This is a genomic window from Oceanobacillus indicireducens (genome assembly GCF_014647195.1).
GTDB lineage: Bacteria > Bacillota > Bacilli > Bacillales > Amphibacillaceae > Oceanobacillus > Oceanobacillus indicireducens.
On sequence record NZ_BMOS01000018.1, the window covers coordinates 50,180 to 69,524 of the forward strand.

The window sequence follows — 19,345 nt, forward strand, 5'->3', positions numbered from 1 at the left end:
AATGAATATCATACAAAACCTCAGCCAGTTGGTTGGGAACACGCCAATGTATGAAATCACTGCATATAATTTACCAAAAGATGTAAGGCTGTTTGCGAAATTGGAGTTCCAGAATATTGGTGGGAGCATCAAGGATCGACTCGGATTTTATCTCATTCAAAAAGCTATCGAAAAAGGGGAATTACAAAAGGGAGACACCGTGATTGAGCCGACCGCGGGTAATACCGGGATTGGCTTGGCACTTGCTGCAATCCATTATCAATTACATGCTATTTTCGTTACTCCTGAAAAATTTAGTCAGGAGAAACAGGCCCTTATGCGGGCATTAGGCGCTGAAGTAATCAATACACCGACAGAGTTTGGGATGGCCTATGCAATAGAAAAGGCGCAACAACTTGCAAGTGTTCGTCCGGGCGCCTATATTCCTAATCAATTTTATAATGAAGATAATCCAAACACCTATTATGATACACTTGGGCCGGAAATTATAGCTGACTTAGATGGAAGAGTTGATATTTTTATTGCTGGTGCCGGTTCGGGTGGGACGTTTACTGGCGTGGCACGTTATCTAAAAGAAAAGCAGCCACAAGTAAAGACAGTAATTGTGGAACCTCAAGGATCCATTTTAAATGGGGGTGACCCGGGTCCCCATAAAATAGAGGGAATAGGAGTAGAATTCATACCAGACATTATGGACCGGAGTCTATTTGACAAAATTTATACGATTACCGACGAACAAGCATTTGCCCGATTAACTGAGATAGCGAAATATGAAGGATTACTCGTTGGCAGTTCTTCCGGTGCTGTAGTAGAAGCTGCCTTAAAAGAAGCAGAAATCGCGGAGCCTGGAACAAATATCGTAACTATTTTTCCAGACAGTAGTGAACGCTACTTGAGTACGGGAATCTATCACGGTGAAAACGTCCGTAACACTTCCGCATCAAAAGGAAGAGATTAATCAAATTTATTTAGGCGGACGCTACGAAAGCAAATTCAGTGGGAGAAGGGCCGTCGACTAAAAACGCGACGTCCTGTCGCAACGTCGACACTAGCACGTTCAGTGCGTCGAACCCCCCACTGATTGAAGTTTCATTCTAAGGAGGGATAGAATAAGATGAGAAAGAAAACGCAATTAATTCACAGTGGAGCAGCTATTGATAAAAATGTTGGCGCGATGTCGCCGCCGATTTATCAGGCAAGCACATTTAAGCAAAATGGTGTCGGTAATTTTACTTATGAATATTCACGGACGGGAAACCCTACGCGAGAGGCTTTAGAAACACTTATTGCTGATCTGGAAAAAGGGAAGCGTGGCTTTGCTTTTGCTTCTGGAATGGCTGCAATTGCAGCGGTAATGGATCTATTTCAATCAGGAGATCATATCCTGATTACTGATGATGTATATGGCGGAACTTATCGCTACATGACAAAGATCTTAAATAACCGGAACATCGATGTAACCTTCACAGATTCAAGTAATTTGGGCGAAGTTAAAGAAAACATTCGCCCGGAGACAAAAGCTATTTTTATAGAAACACCGACAAATCCATTGTTGAAAATAACTGATATTGAAGCGTTAGCGGATATTGCGAAAGAAAATAACTTAACATTAATTGTTGATAATACATTTAATACGCCGTATTGGCAATCGCCAATTGAGCATGGAGCAAACATTGTCATCCATAGTGCAACGAAATATTTAGGAGGCCATAGCGATCTTGTAGCGGGTCTAGTAGTAGTAGACGACGAAAAGCTTGGTGAAGCTGTACATTTTATTCAGAATGCGACTGGTGGTGTTCTAGCTCCCCATGATAGTTGGTTGCTGATTCGAGGAATCCGAACATTAGGGGTTAGAATGGAAGAAATCGAAAGTAATACGAGTGAAATTGTTGAATTTCTTGTAAACCATCCACAAGTTGGAAACGTGTACTATCCAGGTTTACCAGACCATCCGAATCGTGAAATTCATGCCAAGCAATCAGGTGGTTTCGGCGGGATGGTATCCTTTACGGTAGACAATGAAGAAAAAGCAATGGAAGTGCTCAATAAGGTAAGATATTTCACCCTTGCTGAGAGTCTGGGAGCTGTCGAAAGCCTTATTTCACTTCCGGCAAAGATGACACACGCCTCCATCCCGAGAGAGCGAAGAATTGAATTAGGGATAGAAGATGGTTTGATTCGTCTTTCAGTTGGTTTAGAAGATGTAAAGGATTTAATGGAGGATCTGCAACAAGCGTTAGATTAGATATGGGAACTCTCATAACTTTTAGATAGTTGATTGTTTCTAGAAAAATAGGTATAATGATTACTATAAAATTTAAACGTTAAGAAGGATGATTAGAAAATGAGACTACGATTCCAAACTTTGAACCAGTAACTAAATACGTTCAAAGACTCTGCTTGTTTGTGCAGGGTAAACGGGATTAGTCTGTCCTTTTTTAATCAACTTCATTTTTAATCTTACTCTGTTTTAATGAGGAAGGCGGCTTATTCTGCCTTCCTTTTTTGTGCCCTTTTTTAACAGAAAATGAAAGAGGAGGAGGAAAACCAAATGCAAATGTTATTATTCTTTTAATACGAGCTCGCATTAGACTTGAGCTCGTATCGATCCTAGCTATCGATACGAAATTTAACTATTTCGGGAGGTAGCAGAGATGGAAAAAATATGCTTTGAATTAGAAAATATAGCGTTAACTTATTTTGATCAAACGATAATAGAGATTGAACGATTAGCAATTCACCAGTTTGACCGAATCGGTATTGTTGGGAAGAATGGTGCAGGTAAGAGTACGTTATTAAAGCTCTTGGCTGGGATGATTCAGCCAACACGTGGAAAGGTGCATCATCATGCAGATTTTGCCTATTTTGATCAATTGTCGGCGCCAGAAAAAAGTGCGATTGATTATGAATTAATCGGGAAATTAGCGTTCCCGGAAACTTCGCTTGATAACTTCAGCGGTGGAGAGCAAACGAGATTGAAACTTGCGCAAATCTTTTCTGATTATCATGAAGGCTTACTTCTGGATGAACCGACGACACATCTTGATGCGGATGGGACCCAGTTTTTAATCGATGAATTAACTTACTACTATGGTGCTCTAGTCCTCGTAAGCCACGACCGTTATGTGCTGGACCAATTGGTGAACAAAATTTGGGAAGTCGAGGATGGTAGAGTAAAGGAGTATGCAGGAAATTACTTGAACTATACCGCGCAAAAAGAGCTGGAAAGAGATCAGCAAGCAGAAGAACATGAAAAGTATCAAAAAGAGAAGTCACGTTTAATGAAAGCTGCTCGAGAAAAGATGAAGAAGGCAGAGAAAATAACCGAGGCGAGTGGCCAAAAGTCTAAAAAGGAAACAAAAGCGAAGGCGAACCGGATGTTTGAGACGAAATCAAAGGGAACAAGTCAAAAATCTGTTGAGCGAGCAGCAAAAGCACTGGAAAAAAGGGCGGAACAACTGGATGAGGTGGAAGCACCAAAAGAAGAGAAAATCATCCGTTTTCACCAGTCGAAAGCACTCGAACTTCATAATAGATTTCCAATCATGGCAGACCGCTTGAACCTGCAGGTAGGGGAGAAGGCATTACTTGAGGAAGCAAGTTTTCAATTCCCGCTTGGTAAGACGATTGCAATCACAGGAAAGAACGGTTCAGGAAAAACAACGTTACTCCGACATATAATGAATCAAGGCGAGGGGCTGACCATCTCTCCGAAAGCTGTAATCGGAGTTTATGAGCAGCTGGATTATAAATTTACGAAAGATGAAACAGTCCTTGATTATATGAAAGATCGTAGTGACCACGCAGAAAGTAAAATTCGCTCCGTTCTGCATGCCATGAGCTTTACAGGTAATGATTTGAAGAAAAATATCAGAGAGCTGAGTGGGGGAGAAGCAACTCGTTTAGTACTTTGTCAGTTGTTTTTAGGCAGATACAATCTATTGATACTGGACGAACCGACAAACTTTCTTGATGTGTTTTGTATTGAAGCATTGGAACGATTTTTAAAAGGTTACGAGGGAACTGTTCTGCTTGTGTCGCATGACCGCACCTTTATTGAACATGTTGCGGATTGTGAGTATCGTTTGGAGAATAAGAAATTATCGTTAAAAAGTTAAAAAACAATTGAACCTTTTCATCCTAATCATTGTATAAGAAAGTAAAGGAAGAAAAGGAGTTTGATAATCGATGGCGTTAGGCTGGTTAATAAGCAGTGTTGTAGCAGCAGTTCTAGGAACGGTTTTTGTTATAATCATTGCTACAATGAATAAAAAGGTAGTTCGAAACAAATTGGGTAATACTGATTTTAAAAAATCGGATATTTATTTCCAGTGGACGAGATGGGATTATGTGATTATTATCGCTGCAGCTTATACATTTTTATGTATAACAGGCTTATTCGTATTTTTGCTACGTGGCGATAATATAGATAGCCCTTGGATACAATTTTTTATTCATCAAACCTTTGTGTTTTCTCTAATCACATTTACTTGGTTCGTCACGAGAATTGCATATGTCTTTAAAGGAATTAAAGAGCGGTGGTCCGATGAATTTGAATAAGGAAATAGATTCTTGTATGGAGAAGCAAGATCCGTATTCGGCAGAAGCGCTTTTTGCGACTTATAAAACTGCGATCTATCAATTCGTCTATAGATATTGTCAAGATGAGCAAATGAGTTTCGATCTTGTACAAGATACCTTTGTCCGGTTTTCCAAATATCGGGGACGCTTTGATGAGAGAAAATCGAGCATTAAAACCTATTTATTCCGAATGGCTTATCAGCTTATGATCAACCGCTTGAACAAACGTAACCGAATGAAGAAATTATTGCCGTTCTTGTTTATACAAAATCAAACAGATAACGTCTCGACGGCAGAAAGATTAACGATACAAGCGGCAATTCAACAATTACCATCTGAACAGCGGGCAGTTATTTTACTAACCTACTATCACGATTTAACCCAAAAGGATATTTCCGAGATTCTTGGAATCCCTTTAGGAACAGTAAAATCACGTCTACATGTTTCGTTGAAGAAATTAAGGGAAATGTTGGAGGTAGGAGAATGAGTAAAAATGAATTTCCAGATGAACTTAAAAATAAATTGGATGAGTTCCATGTGGAAGTACCGGATATTCCGTTAAAGAGGAGTAAATGGGAACGTCTTGCTAACTGGATTCATGCGCCGGCCAAGAACCCGCTTGATGTGCTTCGGATTAAAGGGGATTCTATCATAAAGCTTGTCTTGTATCCATTAGTACTCATCCTTCTTATTTGTTTTGCGCCGATTTTACTGATTTAAAAGGGGAAGTGGCGTTACGTTGAAAACGGAAATAGGGCTCCTAATTAGAGGATGCCCATTTCATTTTATGTGTGTTTTTTATGCAGCATGTGCTCCTGTTTCCGGACTAATGCATCTCTTCTTCACACCAGTTCCAATAGATTACGTCATTTGAACCGTAAGAGAAACAACATGAGCATACTTTTTTTGTCTGTGGTACGAAGCTCTGGTAATTGGTTTATATTTGAGTGTAGTCTAATTTACGTTTTCTTTTATTTAAATATCTATTCTTTTTGAAGTAGAATTGAATCAAAAAACCAAAATAAAATGGCGGCTAGAGTACTAAGTATATAATGAGATAACATACTAAAAGGCTTTTCTCCCAAAAGTATCATAGCGAATGCTGTAGCAATGAACGCGACAGTCGCATAGATTAAGAGGTAAAGTATATTGAATCTCTTAGGTTTTACGTTCAATACAAATTGAACTGGTGCTGCAAAAATCAAGGAAAAGATCAAATAAAAAAAGTTAAGTACAGAGTACCAATCAAAGAAAAGGTAGATTGCGAAAGAGTTATAATGCTTAAAATTATAGATGTACATAAAGCACACAATATAGCAAAACATAAGTACCGCAAAGTAAATATTCTCTTCATAAAAACACGACCTTCTAACTGGATTTAACTCTATCCCGCGGGAGAAATTAGAATACATGAACATATGGTAACAAAAGAATCCGGGTTTTGGAAATTATTCCCTGGCATTGAATATGAATCATGGACGTATGACATGTAAATTTTCTAGAATATTAGTTAGATAATATGCTTTAAGACTTAGATAGTTCACGCCTGAAATATGGGAGTGGACTATTTTGTTGCATTTATATATTTAGGGGGGCAATAGGATACGTAAGAGTGATTAGATCTGTATCCCCGCCTTTCGAACTGATGAAAAGGATTGGAATATCTGTCTCTTTTCGTACCATTTGACATAATTCAAAGCCATCTATATGGGGCAGAAGTTACATCTAATATGATATTAAATCGGGTTGTTTATTTTTAATAATTTCTATCGTCGAGCGGCCATGACGAGTCGTCGCCACAATAAACCCTTCTTTTTTCAGGTAAAGACCGAGAACCTCTAACATATCAAGATCATCGTCTACTATCATAATTTTTCAATAGCCATTCTATCCCACCCTTTAAGGAGAATCCACTTTCTGAAGATTAATTATCTAAATGTATTAGATCATAATATACATGCTTTATATACTTCTTGAAATCAAAATTTCTTAACATCTTGACAAGCAAACTTCATTTTTATATTTTTTCAATAAAACCAAAAAATGGAAAAATGGTACATCGCAAACCTACATGAAAAATGTTGATAATTGACTAAAATTGTAGTATATTTACAAAGTATATTTTTTTATCTTCTTTCTCTAATGTGGTATAAGGGGCTAGTTTAACGTTTTTTAATTGCTGCTAATACGGTCTAGTGGGTTTAACAGAAATAAAGAGGTGAATATATGAAAAGAAAAATAAAAATTCCTTTAGCATATCAAATTCTGATTGGATTAGTCCTTGGGATTATTGTAGGGGCTATTTTTTATGGTAATCCTGCGGTGGAAACTTATTTACAGCCGCTTGGGACAATATTTCTTAATATGATCCGCATGATTGTCGTTCCGATTATTATTTCTACACTAATCGTCGGTGTGGCGGGAACAGGAGACTTAAAACAATTAGGAAAACTTGGAGCAAAAACGATGATTTATTTCCAAGTTGTTTCCCTTGTTGCTATTGTAGTCGGACTGGCAGCAGCAAACATTTTTCAGCCTGGTAAAGGGATCGATATGTCTTCCCTTGCTAAAACTGAAATCAATGAGTATGTTGAGACATCTGAAAGTGTGCAGAATGAAGGGATTATGGATGTCATTGTAGGTATTGTGCCTAGTAACATTATCCAATCAATGGCAGAAGGGGATATGTTGCCCGTTATTTTCTTCTCTGTATTGTTTGGATTAGGTGTGGCGGCAATTGGTGAAAGAGGTAAACCTGTACTCGCATTTTTCCAAGGCACGGCAGACGCGATGTTCTGGGTGACAAATTTCATTATGAAATTTGCTCCAGTTGGTGTATTTGGATTAATCGGTGTATCTGTTTCTAAATTCGGTTTAGAATCATTAATTCCGTTAGGTAAGTTAATGCTCCTTGTATACGGGGCAATGATTTTCTTTGTTTTAGTTGTCCTAGGGGCAATTGCGAAAGTGGTAGGTTCGAGCATTATTAATATTATAAAAGTATTGAAAGAAGAACTGCTTTTGGCATACTCTACCTCGAGTTCCGAGACTGTTTTACCAAAACTGATGGAGAAACTGGAGAAGACAGGATGTCCAAAAGACATTGTTTCTTTTGTTATTCCAACCGGTTATTCGTTTAACTTGGATGGTTCTACATTATATCAGGCGATTGCGGCTATCTTTATAGCGCAGTTATATGGAATAGATTTAAGTATCATAGAACAAGTTACATTAGTCTTAGTATTAATGATTACATCGAACGGGATTGCTGGTGTCCCCGGTGTTTCGTTTGTTGTTCTCTTGGCAACACTTGGAACAGTTGGAATTCCGTTAGAAGGACTAGCTTTCATTGCTGGTGTGGACAGACTGCTTGATATGGGACGTACTGTGGTGAATGTTCTTGGAAATGCGTTGGCTGCGGTAGTTATGTCGAAGTCTAGCGGCAGATTTGAAGTGAATAAACGGGATGCATATCTCGCAGCACTTCGGAAGTAGCATTCAATTTAATAGTTGTAGAAATAAAAATGCTGGAGGATAGGTTTCATACCTGTCTTCCAGTATTTTTTGTCTATGCAAACATTTTACAGTTTTGGAATGAAAATTTAGCAAGTCCGTCGAGAAGTTTTATGATTCATTACAACGATTTGACTGACCAAGTTGAAGACACGATAAATTTTGAATGAACGCCGCCTACCGTATCTGTTAAGCAACGCCCGATAATCCCATATCCATTATCGCGGAGAAGCTGTGCGGTTCGCATATCAAGGATGGTTGACGCATCGACTGTATGGTCTGATTGGTAATTGTTTGATGTTAGGCATATATGCTATATATTAATTTAAGGAATAAATATTGAAACAGTGGTATATAGGGAATATAATTATAATTAATTCTATTTCCACAAGGTTATTTTCCAAATTAGGAGTTGATAGGTTTGGAAAAAAATGGGTTATTTCTTCTTTTTGTTATTATAGGCATATCAGTTGGTTTAATAGCTTGTGAAGAAGATACACAAGAAAATCCAGACGACAAGCCTGAGACTGAAGAACCCAATGTTGCAACTAATACGGATAAAAATCCAGACGCACAACAAGTTTCTCCACAAGAGGGTTATTCTGAATCATCGGAATATGATATTGTTAATTTAGTCGAATCGGTTGACCCTTATGTATTGAAACCCACCATGACAGCGAAGGAAAGGTACAAGATAAGAGAAGAGTTGTATCAGAGTTTATCCGAAGAAGAGATGGATAAAATGAGTGACACAATCATAGATTTATCACTATTGTTAACAGGTACCGTTGCGAACGATTTATATAAAAATTTAATTAACCCAAGCGATTCAAAATGGGATGCTTTAGAAGTAAGCAATTGTTATTATACTCGTGAAAAGCTAGAAACTATAACACATCAAGTATCTGATCATCAGCCCTTGCTTGATGACTTAAATATGGTAATAAAACTTTGTGAAGAAGGGGTAGAACAAAGAGATGTTCTAAAAATAGTGGATGCACATCGTATATTATATGATATTTCTCACCATTTATTTCAAGATGGCGGGATATTTGTTAATGATGGAGATATTATCCACGATATGTATTTTAAAGCCTCGAAAACCTTGGAAGGAAGCCATAACTTGATAAGTAATTAAACATAACGAACGCTCAGAGGTTACTTAATTATTCTCTGAGCGTTAATTTTATTTAATTCTTGAAGTTAACTCTTTTATTAAAAATGTGGTGACCACAGAGCATCGCATGGTATCGAATTCCAACGAGAACCATATGCAAGTCCAGTGTCTATAAATCCATAACTAGCATCATCAGCGCTTATTTGATCCCAACCTCCACTAGTCTTACTAGCGTAGTTTATCTGTAGCCATTGGGGATTGTGGACACCAGTTGTAGGACTAGATGACTTGATTGCAATTTGTTGTCCCGCTGCAACAGAACCAATCCTTCTTCCATTTACACTATACAAATTCAAACTTCTATTTCTAACTTTAAAATTATAATGCCCTTCATTTTTACTACCTACCCACCCCCAAGCATAAGCATACTTTACGTCGGAATATACAGAAAATAAAAAAGAGTAGCAACCACTACTCTTTTCAATTTAAGATCCTTTGATTTTTAAATTATTTTTATAACAATCTTTACAAATTATTTCGCTATTTTTTTTCAAATATGCTTTAATTTCTACCATAGCTGTTTTTTCTGGAGCTTTCATCTTTGCATAAATTTCTTCATCGCCTTCTACTTCTCTTCCGCAAACAGAACAATATAAATTACGTTTAATCATTTACACCCCTCCCTTTTCAAAGTCAATATAATTCAACCATTACGAAAAGAAAGAAAAAGAGTAGCATTTTGCTACCCTTCTAAAGATTTTAATTTAACCACAAATCTTCTTCGTAGCTGCAGTACATCCCAATGAACCAATCAAACCACATACTGTAGCAAGTGATAAACCACCTATACCAGTTGTTATCTCTAAAGCTCACTGCTAACGGATAGCATCCGGCACCTTCACCTGCTCCACATAAAGCACCAACAGCCCATTCACGCCAACCAAAAGTTGTATAACCGTCGCCTTGACCACCTACGACCTTTTCATAAAAAGCTTCTTAGCTTATAACTTGGCCGTCTTCAATTATTTCCCCGTTTTCATTAATATCCATTGAAAATACTTTTTCCCCATTTACCTTCATTCTTATATTTATTAATCCATTATCTTTTTCTTCACCATAGAGCAATTTATAAGCTTCAACTGTGTTTTGATCCAAATCATATAGTAATTCAATATAAGCCAAATTGTCGGCCCTACTCTTTCTCCTATAATAAAGCTAACCACTACTCTATAATCCTCTTTATGAATCACAATATCCTTTTTAGGTAATTCATTTATTATTGTCTCCTTGGACAGTTTTTTGTACTCGTCAGTTTTCTTAACCTTGTTTAAAATATTATTAAATTCTTTTGAGTAACATTTGATCCAGGTTTTGCTATACAATCTCCACCCTGACATTCAAATTTTTCCGAAGCTGAAACCCCATTTTGTATATTGTTTAACGGAAGTAACAAAACCAGTAATACAGCAAACAATGTCATAGCTTTTTAACCACAATATCGCTTCCTTATTTTTTAACAAATGCCAAGTCATTTCGAATACAGTCTTTTGAAATAAATTCTACTGACAAGTGCAGCAATAACCGTACCTAGTATTAAACCTATTAAAATACTCCACTCAGACTGTTCCTTTGTCAAAAAACCATACAGAAAGAAACCTATAACAGTTCCACACAATATACCGACCGTAGAGTTCAAAATGTACTTTTTCATACATCACTCTCCCTTAGTGGAAAGAATATTCAAACAAAACCACTAGAGCACTATACCTCTTTCAATTTTTTAAAAACATAGAATCAAATAAAAAAAGAGTAAAAATACTCCCTCTCCCACGACTTAATCCATTTTGTTGAAAAGCTAAAAAAGGCATTTCTTTAACATATATCGAATTATATCAAAAGGATTGGATTCTCCCAAACCATAGCTGAGCATTTACAGCTACAGGAAAATAGAAAGTACCATGCTCATTCGAATGAAAACTTAGTCCGTCAAAAGATTTATCAGCTCCTAGCGGTTATGCGGAGGATCACAGTGCTGATAAATTAGCGAATGATCCTGTCTACACAAAAGTTATTGGTACAGACGCATTAGCTTCTCAACCAAGTTTATCTCGATTTTACATCCGGTTTGACGAGGCATCCATCGAACAATTAAATCAGGCCAATCAAGAAATCCTGGATAAAGTGCATCTATTCAGGGAATGCCAGGCAGGCAATCCTTTTCGATTTGGATTCCACTCACGCTTACACACCTATGGAAATTAGGAATCGACGGCGTGCAATACGCATTATGGTACCGTTGGCTTTCATTCGTACTGGCTTTCGATGGCATTACCGCATTACCGGTGATTTTCTTAAAGCGAACAAGAATTATCAGGGTTGCCACCAAATTAGTGATAGCGGGACGATCTTGTACTTTAAATTGTCCTCTAGTTTTCTGTACCAAAAATCTATTGGGAAGTGATTCACTGGATACAGAATAATTATCATAACTTAATCAGTTTTAAAAAAGAAAACAGGACCAAAGGATTAGTATGCCCGGAATTAGTTGCTTATTTCTTTTGTCATGATAATTTACTGCATTTATCAAAAGGAACAGTTTTTACTTGTTTAGAAAACAGAATGTGATATTAAATTTGCTTGTCGTTTAGAACTATGAGTAATTTAGGTTTAATTATAGATTAGTATATCAGACGTTTAAAAAGCATGTTAATATTTTATATAGAAAGTTATAGGGGGATATTATAGTAATGAATAAGTTGATATGGGTTCTGTCAACTGTTGCGGTGGTTTTATTTATTGGCGTTGGATGGTATATTACCTCTGAGTTATCAAATGTAATAAAGTCAGAGCCAGATAAAGTAGTAGAAGATCTGAATAAGACAAAAGAAGATTTTATTACTAAAGAAAATGAACAAAATCCATTTGGTGGTTTACGAACGCAAAAAGAGTTAACCGACGATTATTATCAGGATTATATTCATAAAATGTCACACCAAAAAATAAAAGCGGATGAAAAAAAGGGGTTTTATTTAATAACGGAAGAACGTATTGATTGGTTATTAGAGGGGTTAGAGGTAGCAACAGTGATAAATAAAGATGTTTATCATGATATACTAACGAGATGGAAAAAAGGTGATTTTTCACAAGTCGATAAAGACCATAACACCATTTGGGAAATGCAAGGGGGGAAGGTTGGGAAGGCAACTGGTATTTTAATGCCAGAGGAAGAACAAAGATATATTGAAAGTCAAACTTTTATTGAAGACCGATTAAATAAGTGAGCGGCTGCAAACTAGGGAACCATTCGAGCAATTATTGATTTTGATATCTAACGGGATACGCATCGCTATAATGTAACAGTAAAACTATGCACCAATCTCATCTCTTTCCTTTTAGTTAGATTATTTGATGACCATCTATGAATAGAAAGAGGATATTTCATCAAATAAATAACACACCAAATTCTAAAATTTTATAAGAAAGTATATACTCTTTGCTTTTGGTTCAATTCCTCCATCGTCTATTCCTATATGTCTATCCGTAAATTTTTAGGCATTTCAAGGTGTGGTTTATTTCGTTATAGATAACTCTCTTTTATTAGTAGGTGTACACCTAATAAATAAACAAAGAGGGGGAATGACAAGATGACTTGTGTAAGAAGGTCAATTTATGCAGGTGGAACGGGCCGTGTTTGTATTTCATCCGCGCCTGGGACAGTTGGTGTTCAGTTTTATTTGGAAGGAAATCTTATCTGGTATAACTGGAGGATAGATCTTCAACGTTACGAAAATGGAAGATGGACAACCATCGATACGAGGTATGGTTATGTAAGTCCAGATAGCCCATCTCACAGAAGTTTTACTAATATAGCCCATAAAAATGCGCGGACGAGAGCTAAAATCGGTATCATGAATCCGGACACAATCGTCCAAACCATTTATTCCGCAGAGATTATTCATTAATTTCACGAATGAAAGTCAAGAAGGCTGGGACATAACTAGTCTCCACTAGTCAATAAAAGGTTCCAAGCAATGATAAGTTTGTTTGGAACCTTTTTTCACGATCGTCATCTGTCATTGATTTTCCGTTTTTGAGGATGAACTTTTGCAAGTTTACCGGTATAAATGCAAATCCTAAATTAGCTTTCAGAAATACAAAAACTGGCTCCTCATCAATTTTACATTTCCCGTAAACCTCACCAATTTTCTCGTCTGAAAACTTCGTACGTACATATTCTTTTTGAGATTACCACTTTTCTATAGACTTTGGGGTTGCTGCTTTTGGGCTTTTGTGTGCACAAATAGCGGAGTGGACAGCCCGAACAGTCTTCGCATTCGTACACTTTAAATTGCTGCGTAAACCATACCGATCGGTTCGATTGGAGTGGTGACTAAACCACACTTTCCGGCCATTCGGGGATTGAAAGGAATCCCCTGCCTTATTTTAGAATGTATCGAACCTTCATAGAAAGCTAAATAATCTACTAAAAGACGGAGGGACATTCTGAGGTTGAATAAACATGGTGAGAAGATGATCAGTATTTTAGCCGACTTTTAACTTAATATTAAGAAGAGGTTTAATAAAACCTCATTTCAAGATAGTGAAGATCTCGAACAAGAAATTAAAGCTAAGATAATTGAAAAGATCTAGTTTAATTCCTACATAGTCTATTTCAACATATCTATCGTAACCTTTAAGATAATTTAAAGTGTGGTTTATTTTTTAAAAAATTACTCTCTTTCTATTAACAGATGTACATCAATATTAAAAAGGAGGAATGATATTATGCCTTGTAAAAGCTCATCAATCTCTACAGGTGGAACAGGTCGTGTTTGTATTTCATCAGCTTCGTAAATAATTGGAGTTCAGTTTTATTTAGAAGGAAGTCTCATCTAGTATAACTGGAAGATGACCCTTCAACGTTACACAAACGGAAGATGGTCAACCGTCGACACGAGATATGGCTATGTAAGTCCAGATAGTCCATCACACAGAAGTTTCACAAATATTGCCGCTAAAAACGCTCAGATGAGAGTGAAAATTGATTTGATGAATGCAAGCGAATTTATCCACTAGCATTAATTAGAGTCAAACGATCATAAGCAGATATTGGAGATTAAATTACTTGTAAGTGCAGAGAACGACTTACATTTCAAAACGAGGGGAACTCATTCTCACGACACTTGATTATCTTCATCGGCAATCTAAGTGAACTTCATTTTTTTAATACTCTATCAAACGATATTAATATTTATATTGAAGGGGTGAAATCATGATTTGTATTTATCATGAAAATATAGACCGAGGATGGACCAGGTATGTTAATTGTTGTGTTAGTCAATCAGGTACTACTATCACATGTAGTCTGAATTTGGAACCGATGCTGGATGAAGGTCAAGTTGCTCCCTGGGGAGAACCATATACCATGACAGTTCAAAGGTTTTACGGAGGGAGATGGCAGAATATTCAAACTAAGTCTGGAACGGTTTATAGCAATGGTGGAGATTCTTCAAGACAATTCGGAATGTCAAGGAGTAGTGACCCTTACAGAGTTAGAGTTGTCTACACCAACAATAATGAAACAAGATATTCTAGGGAATTCATTCACTAGGAATTGCAGAAACAGAAGGAACACTGGAATGGTGTTTCTTCTGCCTTTTTAATACTAAGAAAGGGAATTACTACATAGTTATCCATTAACTGAATACGCGGTGCGTGGTAAGGATATTGAGGTGCTAAGGGATTTTACTGGAGAAATGATGTGTGACGAATGCTATAACAATCCCGAAAATGAGGTATTTGAATGAAACTCTATTTAGATGGAGGTCGTGGTCGTAGAGATACGGGGGGATTGATCACGGTTTACAGGAGAAAGATTTAGTTTTAACAATAGCGAGGTACACCAGGAATTATCTTTTAAGAAACTATAAGGGCATTCAAATACGAATGTTGTAAAGCTCCATTCATTTTCTATAAATTCGGAGTCGATGCTGAAAACCAGGTTCCCTACAACTAACTTCGCTTCTAGCACAATGCATATATATCGAAATGGTCAGTGAAAGTACCTATCGGGAAACAGCTCATATATTAATGAATGGACCGCGGTAGAAATTAGCCATGCAACAGTTGGAGAAGCGCAGATAAAGGCGGATGAAGATATGGTCATCGATTTAGAGGAGTCCGCTGAAGTGCCAGAAGGTAAAGAAGTTGAGTTGCTCTATGCGGAAGCTGATGGGGTATTCATTCGAGGAACGGAAAAGAAAAAGAGTCACGAGGTAAGCCATGCGATCGTTTATGAGGGTTGGGACAAGAGTATCTTTGCGCAATCAGAAAGTGATCATGACGACTAAGCCAACTTCGGAGTTTTGGAAAGAAGTTCAGGCACTCAATCGAGCGATTGGTGCCGGAAAGAGTGAGCATTTTTTTAAGGAATACTACTTATCAAGAACGCGAGGATCTAGAGCAAGAAATTAAAACAAAAATAACAGAAAAACTCAAAACAATTGAGTTTGAGGAACCACCTAACTTTTGGTGCTTAATAAAACAGGTGAAAAATAAAACTTAGTATAATCGCTCAACCTTCGTAGCCTAAAACAGTTAGCGATTCCTTGGTGTAATAAACATTTTAAATATATAAGAACTAAAAAGATAAAATAACTGGAGGACAGGTTTAGTGCCTATACCTCCAGCATTTTTTTGCTTATGCAACCTTTTTACAAGTTTCTGCACATTTGAAACAAGCTTCCGCACATTTCTGACAGTGTTCGTGATCATGCTTCTTGCACTCATTTCCACAAGCTTCACACACTTGCGCGCATAGGGTAGCGAGTTCAGCTACGAACGGCGTGTTCCGCGCCAAAGCTTGTTCAAAGTAAGCGCAGATTTCCGAGCATTCCCTGTCCAAGCGGATGCACTCTGCCATCATTTTCACGTCTTCTTCCTTTAAGCATGCATCAAAACAATGGTTACATGCCATCACACATTCATGCAGTGTCGCGATCAATTCTTGATGTTGTACATGTGACATTTTTATACCCTCCTAAAAGTCTATCGTTATATTTTTCCCAAAAACGCTCTTGATAAACGGAATTGCTGGCTCGTTTGAAACAAGCATTCATTTATATGAAAGTACAAGCATATAGTGTATTAGATAAAACTAGAGCCTAGCATTTTTACAGGAGTTGGAGCCATGTTCAAATACATTTTAAAGAAATTGCTCATCATGCTATTCACGTTATGGATCATCATTACTTTAACCTTTGTATTAATGGTGTCAGTTCCGGGTTCCCCGTTCAACAGTGAAAGCAGCTCGAATGAAATCGTCCAGCAAAACTTGGAAAGGCATTATAACCTCGATCAGCCTATACCTATTCAGTATGTCCTTTATTTAAAATCAATCATCACCTTAGAGTTCGGTCCGTCCATCAAGCAGCCGAATCAGACGGTAAATGACTTATTAGGAAGGGGGTTTCCCATCTCTGCAGAACTCGGACTTGTGACAATTATTGTTGCACTTATTTCCGGAATTGCAATCGGGATACTGGCGGCCCTTCGGCATAATCGAATCATCGATTATGTTGTGATGGGGATTGCCGTTCTCGGAATCTCTATCCCGAACTTCATTCTCGCTACCCTATTAATCCAGCAGCTAGCAGTTAACTGGGACATTTTCCCTGTCGCGACTTGGCAAGGGCCAATGTATATGATTCTTCCAGTATTGGCACTTGCAACTGGTCCGATGGCAATTATCGCAAGACTCACGAGATCAACCATGTTAGAGGTATTGACACAGGATTATATAAAAATGGCAACAGCCAAAGGATTGGCACCCTGGAAAATTATCGTGAAACATGCGCTCCGGAATGCACTCATGCCGGTTATTACGATTATGGGAACATTACTCGTTGGAATCATGACCGGATCCTTTGTTATTGAACAAATCTTTGCGATTCCGGGAATGGGAAAGTATTTCGTGGAAAGCATCAACCATCGTGACTTTCCTGTCATTATGGGTACGACTGTATTTTACAGTTCATTTCTTATCATTATGCTATTTCTCGTCGATATCGCCTATGGAATACTAGATCCAAGAATCAAAGTAAACAAGAAGGAAGGGGAGTAGTAAGATGCACAACCAATATCCCCGTGATTTTACAAACGATCAAGTACCAGATGAATGGTTTACCTGGCGCCAAAAGATTATAAAGGAACAAGAACAATTGGCGAGGCCCTCCCTTTCCTATTGGAAAGATGCATGGCGAAGATTAAGAAAAAATTATTTAGCTATGTCTGGTATGGCATTTATTATCGTCTTGGTGTCCTTAGCGATATTTGGTCCAATTCTTTCTCCTTATGAAGCAAATATGGGCGTGTTAGCAGAGCAGTACCAGCCGCCGTCTGCTAAGCATTGGTTTGGGACAGACAATGCGGGTCGGGATATATTCACGCGAACTTGGCAAGGGGCAAGGATTTCTTTATTTGTGGGGTTTATGGCGGCTTTAATTGACGTCACGATAGGCATTATTTGGGGAGGTATATCTGGCTATAAGGGTGGGCGCACAGATAATATTATGATGCGCATTATTGAAATCCTTTACGGGATCCCGTATTTATTAGTTGTTATTTTATTACTCGTTGTAATGGGGCCAAGTTTAACGACGATTATTATTGCCCTTACCGTCACTGGTTGGGTCGGGATGGCGCGGATCGTGCGAGGACAGGTCATGCAGATTAAGAATTATGAGTATATCCTCGCCTCCCAATCATTCGGTACGAAGCAATCTAGAATCATCCGGCGAGGTCTCTTGCCGAACACGATGGGGCCGATTATCGTGCAAATGACATTGACGGTACCGTCCGCCATATTTGCAGAAGCGTTCTTAAGTTTTATCGGACTTGGCATATCTTCACCGAATGCGAGCTGGGGCGTGATGGCAAGTGATTCCCTCGGTGCTATCCTTTCCGGGAACTGGTGGACTTTATTTTTCCCTGCATTTTTCATTTCGCTTACAATGTTTGCTTTTAACGTATTAGGTGACGGATTACAAGATGCCTTAGACCCGAAATTGAGAAAGTAGGTGAAGGGATGGAAAAAATTCTCGAAGTCCATAATCTGCACGTCACCTTCACAACTTACGGTGGTACCGTGCAAGCTGTAAGGGGCGTAGACTTTCATCTGAATAAAGGGGAAACGCTCGCGATTGTCGGAGAATCGGGCTGTGGAAAAAGTGTTACCGTGAATGCCGTGATGGGACTCATTCCAAATCCTCCTGGCAAAATTACCGGCGGAAGGATTTTGTTTAAAAATAAAGATTTAACGAGATTAAGAGAAAAGAAAATGCGGGCTATTCGCGGTGTGGATATATCGATGATTTTTCAAGATCCGATGACCGCATTGAATCCGACCTTAACAATTGGCACCCAGTTGAAAGAGGGAGTGAAACAGCATCATCGTATATCGGACAAGGAAGCGGAAAAGCGAGCATTAGAGATGTTGCAGCTTGTCGGGATTCCGAATCCGGAAGAACGACTGAAACAATACCCACACCAATTCAGCGGTGGCATGCGGCAGCGGATTGTTATTGCGATTGCCCTCATCTGTGAACCGGAGCTTCTTATTGCCGACGAACCGACGACAGCCCTTGATGTAACGATTCAGGCGCAGATCTTAGAGCTGTTTGAAAAAATACAGGAAGTAACCGGCATTTCAATTATTCTCATTACCCATGACCTTGGTGTCGTTGCAAAAATTGCTGACAGGGTTGCTGTTATGTATGCTGGTAAGATTATCGAGACAGGTACAAAGCGGGAAGTGTTTTATAACCCGAAACATCCGTATACGAAAGGGTTGCTCCACTCGGTTCCACGCCTGGATGCCAAAGAGAAATTGCAGCCCATTGAAGGAACACCACCAGATCTTTTCTCACCTCCGCGGGGATGTCCTTTTACAGCAAGGTGTCCGTTTGCCATGGAAGTGTGTGATAAAGTATACCCGAAAACTGCGAGGCTAAGTGATTCCCATGTGGTAGATTGCTGGCTGCAGGATGTTCGGGCGAAGAAATTGCTGGCCGCTACTGCCAAGAATAAATAAACAGGTAATGTAAAAAGTTCTATGAAAACCAAGTGAAAAATATA

General features: G+C 38.2%; 20 protein-coding genes and 3 pseudogenes. 15 read left to right on the top strand and 8 right to left on the bottom strand.

All coding sequences use genetic code 11. The features are described 5' to 3' along the window. Nucleotide 1 precedes the first annotated feature (1 nt). From IEX94_RS12640 to IEX94_RS12665, 6 genes are all read left to right on the top strand, one after another. Nucleotides 2–958: a PLP-dependent cysteine synthase family protein gene (locus tag IEX94_RS12640; RefSeq protein ID WP_188857920.1), complete on the top strand. Its 957-nt coding sequence runs from the start codon at nucleotides 2–4 to the stop codon at nucleotides 956–958. 156 nt (nucleotides 959–1,114) lie between these two features. After that, the gene (locus IEX94_RS12645) at nucleotides 1,115–2,245 is read left to right on the top strand and encodes a bifunctional cystathionine gamma-lyase/homocysteine desulfhydrase (protein ID WP_188857923.1); all 1,131 of its coding nucleotides are present in this window, start codon (nucleotides 1,115–1,117) and stop codon (nucleotides 2,243–2,245) included. Between the two features lie 409 nt (nucleotides 2,246–2,654). Beyond that, nucleotides 2,655–4,118, top strand: coding sequence for an Msr family ABC-F type ribosomal protection protein (locus tag IEX94_RS12650; RefSeq protein WP_188857925.1), 1,464 nt, complete (start codon nucleotides 2,655–2,657; stop codon nucleotides 4,116–4,118). 70 nt (nucleotides 4,119–4,188) lie between these two features. Beyond that, nucleotides 4,189–4,560 (top strand): hypothetical protein, encoded by a 372-nt coding sequence (locus tag IEX94_RS12655; RefSeq protein ID WP_188857926.1) that lies wholly within the window; start codon nucleotides 4,189–4,191, stop codon nucleotides 4,558–4,560. Beyond that, on the top strand, nucleotides 4,514–5,068 hold the full coding sequence (locus IEX94_RS12660) for an RNA polymerase sigma factor (protein ID WP_229782707.1): 555 nt from the start codon (nucleotides 4,514–4,516) through the stop codon (nucleotides 5,066–5,068). The genes IEX94_RS12655 and IEX94_RS12660 overlap by 47 nt, the downstream gene beginning before the upstream one ends. Then, nucleotides 5,065–5,301, top strand: a complete 237-nt coding sequence (locus IEX94_RS12665) for a hypothetical protein (protein WP_188857928.1) — start codon at nucleotides 5,065–5,067, stop codon at nucleotides 5,299–5,301. The genes IEX94_RS12660 and IEX94_RS12665 overlap by 4 nt, the downstream gene beginning before the upstream one ends. A 263-nt stretch (nucleotides 5,302–5,564) precedes the next feature. Here the strand turns inward: IEX94_RS12665 and IEX94_RS20290 are convergent, their stop codons facing one another. Both IEX94_RS20290 and IEX94_RS20295 read right to left on the bottom strand, forming a co-directional pair. After that, nucleotides 5,565–5,999 carry a UPF0715 family protein gene (locus tag IEX94_RS20290; protein WP_188857929.1) on the bottom strand — a complete coding sequence of 145 codons (435 nt, stop codon included), beginning with the start codon at nucleotides 5,997–5,999 and terminating at the stop codon, nucleotides 5,565–5,567. A 307-nt stretch (nucleotides 6,000–6,306) separates the two neighbouring features. Continuing rightward, nucleotides 6,307–6,450 carry a response regulator gene (locus IEX94_RS20295; RefSeq protein ID WP_188857930.1) on the bottom strand — a complete coding sequence of 48 codons (144 nt, stop codon included), beginning with the start codon at nucleotides 6,448–6,450 and terminating at the stop codon, nucleotides 6,307–6,309. 357 nt (nucleotides 6,451–6,807) lie between these two features. Here IEX94_RS20295 and IEX94_RS12680 point away from each other — a divergent pair, with 357 nt between their 5' ends. Then, the gene (locus IEX94_RS12680; RefSeq protein ID WP_188857931.1) at nucleotides 6,808–8,076 is read left to right on the top strand and encodes a cation:dicarboxylate symporter family transporter; all 1,269 of its coding nucleotides are present in this window, start codon (nucleotides 6,808–6,810) and stop codon (nucleotides 8,074–8,076) included. Between the two features lie 439 nt (nucleotides 8,077–8,515). Next, nucleotides 8,516–9,232 (top strand): hypothetical protein, encoded by a 717-nt coding sequence (locus IEX94_RS12685; protein ID WP_188857933.1) that lies wholly within the window; start codon nucleotides 8,516–8,518, stop codon nucleotides 9,230–9,232. 464 nt (nucleotides 9,233–9,696) lie between these two features. On the opposite strand, the gene IEX94_RS12690 is transcribed toward IEX94_RS12685, so the two are convergent. From IEX94_RS12690 to IEX94_RS12700, 4 genes and pseudogenes are all read right to left on the bottom strand, one after another. Next, nucleotides 9,697–9,882 (bottom strand): Fe3+ hydroxamate ABC transporter substrate-binding protein, encoded by a 186-nt coding sequence (locus tag IEX94_RS12690; RefSeq protein ID WP_188857935.1) that lies wholly within the window; start codon nucleotides 9,880–9,882, stop codon nucleotides 9,697–9,699. A 93-nt stretch (nucleotides 9,883–9,975) separates the two neighbouring features. Further along, nucleotides 9,976–10,153, bottom strand: a pseudogene (locus tag IEX94_RS20300) (halocin C8-like domain-containing protein); the annotation flags it as partial. 54 nt (nucleotides 10,154–10,207) lie between these two features. Then, nucleotides 10,208–10,393, bottom strand: coding sequence for a hypothetical protein (locus tag IEX94_RS12695; protein ID WP_188857937.1), 186 nt, complete (start codon nucleotides 10,391–10,393; stop codon nucleotides 10,208–10,210). 346 nt (nucleotides 10,394–10,739) lie between these two features. Further along, the gene (locus tag IEX94_RS12700; RefSeq protein ID WP_188857939.1) at nucleotides 10,740–10,922 is read right to left on the bottom strand and encodes a hypothetical protein; all 183 of its coding nucleotides are present in this window, start codon (nucleotides 10,920–10,922) and stop codon (nucleotides 10,740–10,742) included. A 183-nt stretch (nucleotides 10,923–11,105) separates the two neighbouring features. On the opposite strand from IEX94_RS12700, the pseudogene IEX94_RS12705 reads away from it, so the two are divergent. From IEX94_RS12705 to IEX94_RS12715, 3 genes and pseudogenes are all read left to right on the top strand, one after another. Next, nucleotides 11,106–11,544, top strand: a pseudogene (locus IEX94_RS12705) (transposase); the annotation flags it as partial. 414 nt (nucleotides 11,545–11,958) lie between these two features. Then, nucleotides 11,959–12,492, top strand: coding sequence for a DUF6241 domain-containing protein (locus tag IEX94_RS12710; RefSeq protein WP_188857941.1), 534 nt, complete (start codon nucleotides 11,959–11,961; stop codon nucleotides 12,490–12,492). A 363-nt stretch (nucleotides 12,493–12,855) separates the two neighbouring features. Then, nucleotides 12,856–13,173 carry a hypothetical protein gene (locus tag IEX94_RS12715; RefSeq protein ID WP_188857943.1) on the top strand — a complete coding sequence of 106 codons (318 nt, stop codon included), beginning with the start codon at nucleotides 12,856–12,858 and terminating at the stop codon, nucleotides 13,171–13,173. Nucleotides 13,174–13,309: 136 nt separating this feature from the next. On the opposite strand, the pseudogene IEX94_RS20305 reads toward IEX94_RS12715, so the two are convergent. After that, nucleotides 13,310–13,642 (bottom strand): annotated as a pseudogene (locus IEX94_RS20305) (transposase); the annotation flags it as partial. Nucleotides 13,643–15,369: 1,727 nt separating this feature from the next. Between IEX94_RS20305 and IEX94_RS20310 the strand changes: the two are divergent. Continuing rightward, complete coding sequence (locus IEX94_RS20310; protein WP_188857947.1) at nucleotides 15,370–15,561, top strand: hypothetical protein; 192 nt, start codon at nucleotides 15,370–15,372, stop codon at nucleotides 15,559–15,561. A gap of 350 nt (nucleotides 15,562–15,911) precedes the next feature. Here the strand turns inward: IEX94_RS20310 and IEX94_RS12730 are convergent, their stop codons facing one another. Next, nucleotides 15,912–16,238, bottom strand: a complete 327-nt coding sequence (locus IEX94_RS12730) for a four-helix bundle copper-binding protein (RefSeq protein WP_188857949.1) — start codon at nucleotides 16,236–16,238, stop codon at nucleotides 15,912–15,914. A 162-nt stretch (nucleotides 16,239–16,400) separates the two neighbouring features. On the opposite strand from IEX94_RS12730, the gene IEX94_RS12735 reads away from it, so the two are divergent. From IEX94_RS12735 to IEX94_RS12745, 3 genes are read left to right on the top strand one after another with little or no spacing between them, the layout of a single operon-like run. Next, nucleotides 16,401–17,333 carry an ABC transporter permease gene (locus IEX94_RS12735; RefSeq protein WP_188857951.1) on the top strand — a complete coding sequence of 311 codons (933 nt, stop codon included), beginning with the start codon at nucleotides 16,401–16,403 and terminating at the stop codon, nucleotides 17,331–17,333. A gap of 4 nt (nucleotides 17,334–17,337) precedes the next feature. After that, a complete protein-coding gene (locus tag IEX94_RS12740) occupies nucleotides 17,338–18,288 on the top strand; it encodes an ABC transporter permease (RefSeq protein ID WP_188857953.1) in 951 nt (316 codons plus the stop codon). 8 nt (nucleotides 18,289–18,296) lie between these two features. Further along, on the top strand, nucleotides 18,297–19,301 hold the full coding sequence (locus tag IEX94_RS12745; protein WP_156857197.1) for an ABC transporter ATP-binding protein: 1,005 nt from the start codon (nucleotides 18,297–18,299) through the stop codon (nucleotides 19,299–19,301). The last annotated feature ends 44 nt before the right edge of the window (nucleotides 19,302–19,345 follow it).

Excerpts from the sequence above, each read along its gene's own strand:
- IEX94_RS12640 (WP_188857920.1), top strand. The coding sequence starts at position 2 with ATGAATATCATACAAAACCTCAGCCAGTTGGTTGGGAACACGCCAATG.
- IEX94_RS12645 (WP_188857923.1), top strand. The coding sequence starts at position 1,115 with ATGAGAAAGAAAACGCAATTAATTCACAGTGGAGCAGCTATTGATAAA.
- IEX94_RS12650 (WP_188857925.1), top strand. The coding sequence starts at position 2,655 with ATGGAAAAAATATGCTTTGAATTAGAAAATATAGCGTTAACTTATTTT.
- IEX94_RS12655 (WP_188857926.1), top strand. The coding sequence starts at position 4,189 with ATGGCGTTAGGCTGGTTAATAAGCAGTGTTGTAGCAGCAGTTCTAGGA.
- IEX94_RS12660 (WP_229782707.1), top strand. The coding sequence starts at position 4,514 with ATGTCTTTAAAGGAATTAAAGAGCGGTGGTCCGATGAATTTGAATAAG.
- IEX94_RS12665 (WP_188857928.1), top strand. The coding sequence starts at position 5,065 with ATGAGTAAAAATGAATTTCCAGATGAACTTAAAAATAAATTGGATGAG.
- IEX94_RS20290 (WP_188857929.1), bottom strand. The coding sequence starts at position 5,999 with ATGTTCATGTATTCTAATTTCTCCCGCGGGATAGAGTTAAATCCAGTT.
- IEX94_RS20295 (WP_188857930.1), bottom strand. The coding sequence starts at position 6,450 with ATGATAGTAGACGATGATCTTGATATGTTAGAGGTTCTCGGTCTTTAC.
- IEX94_RS12680 (WP_188857931.1), top strand. The coding sequence starts at position 6,808 with ATGAAAAGAAAAATAAAAATTCCTTTAGCATATCAAATTCTGATTGGA.
- IEX94_RS12690 (WP_188857935.1), bottom strand. The coding sequence starts at position 9,882 with ATGATTAAACGTAATTTATATTGTTCTGTTTGCGGAAGAGAAGTAGAA.
- IEX94_RS12700 (WP_188857939.1), bottom strand. The coding sequence starts at position 10,922 with ATGAAAAAGTACATTTTGAACTCTACGGTCGGTATATTGTGTGGAACT.
- IEX94_RS12710 (WP_188857941.1), top strand. The coding sequence starts at position 11,959 with ATGAATAAGTTGATATGGGTTCTGTCAACTGTTGCGGTGGTTTTATTT.
- IEX94_RS12715 (WP_188857943.1), top strand. The coding sequence starts at position 12,856 with ATGACTTGTGTAAGAAGGTCAATTTATGCAGGTGGAACGGGCCGTGTT.
- IEX94_RS20310 (WP_188857947.1), top strand. The coding sequence starts at position 15,370 with ATGGTCATCGATTTAGAGGAGTCCGCTGAAGTGCCAGAAGGTAAAGAA.
- IEX94_RS12730 (WP_188857949.1), bottom strand. The coding sequence starts at position 16,238 with ATGTCACATGTACAACATCAAGAATTGATCGCGACACTGCATGAATGT.
- IEX94_RS12735 (WP_188857951.1), top strand. The coding sequence starts at position 16,401 with ATGTTCAAATACATTTTAAAGAAATTGCTCATCATGCTATTCACGTTA.
- IEX94_RS12740 (WP_188857953.1), top strand. The coding sequence starts at position 17,338 with ATGCACAACCAATATCCCCGTGATTTTACAAACGATCAAGTACCAGAT.
- IEX94_RS12745 (WP_156857197.1), top strand. The coding sequence starts at position 18,297 with ATGGAAAAAATTCTCGAAGTCCATAATCTGCACGTCACCTTCACAACT.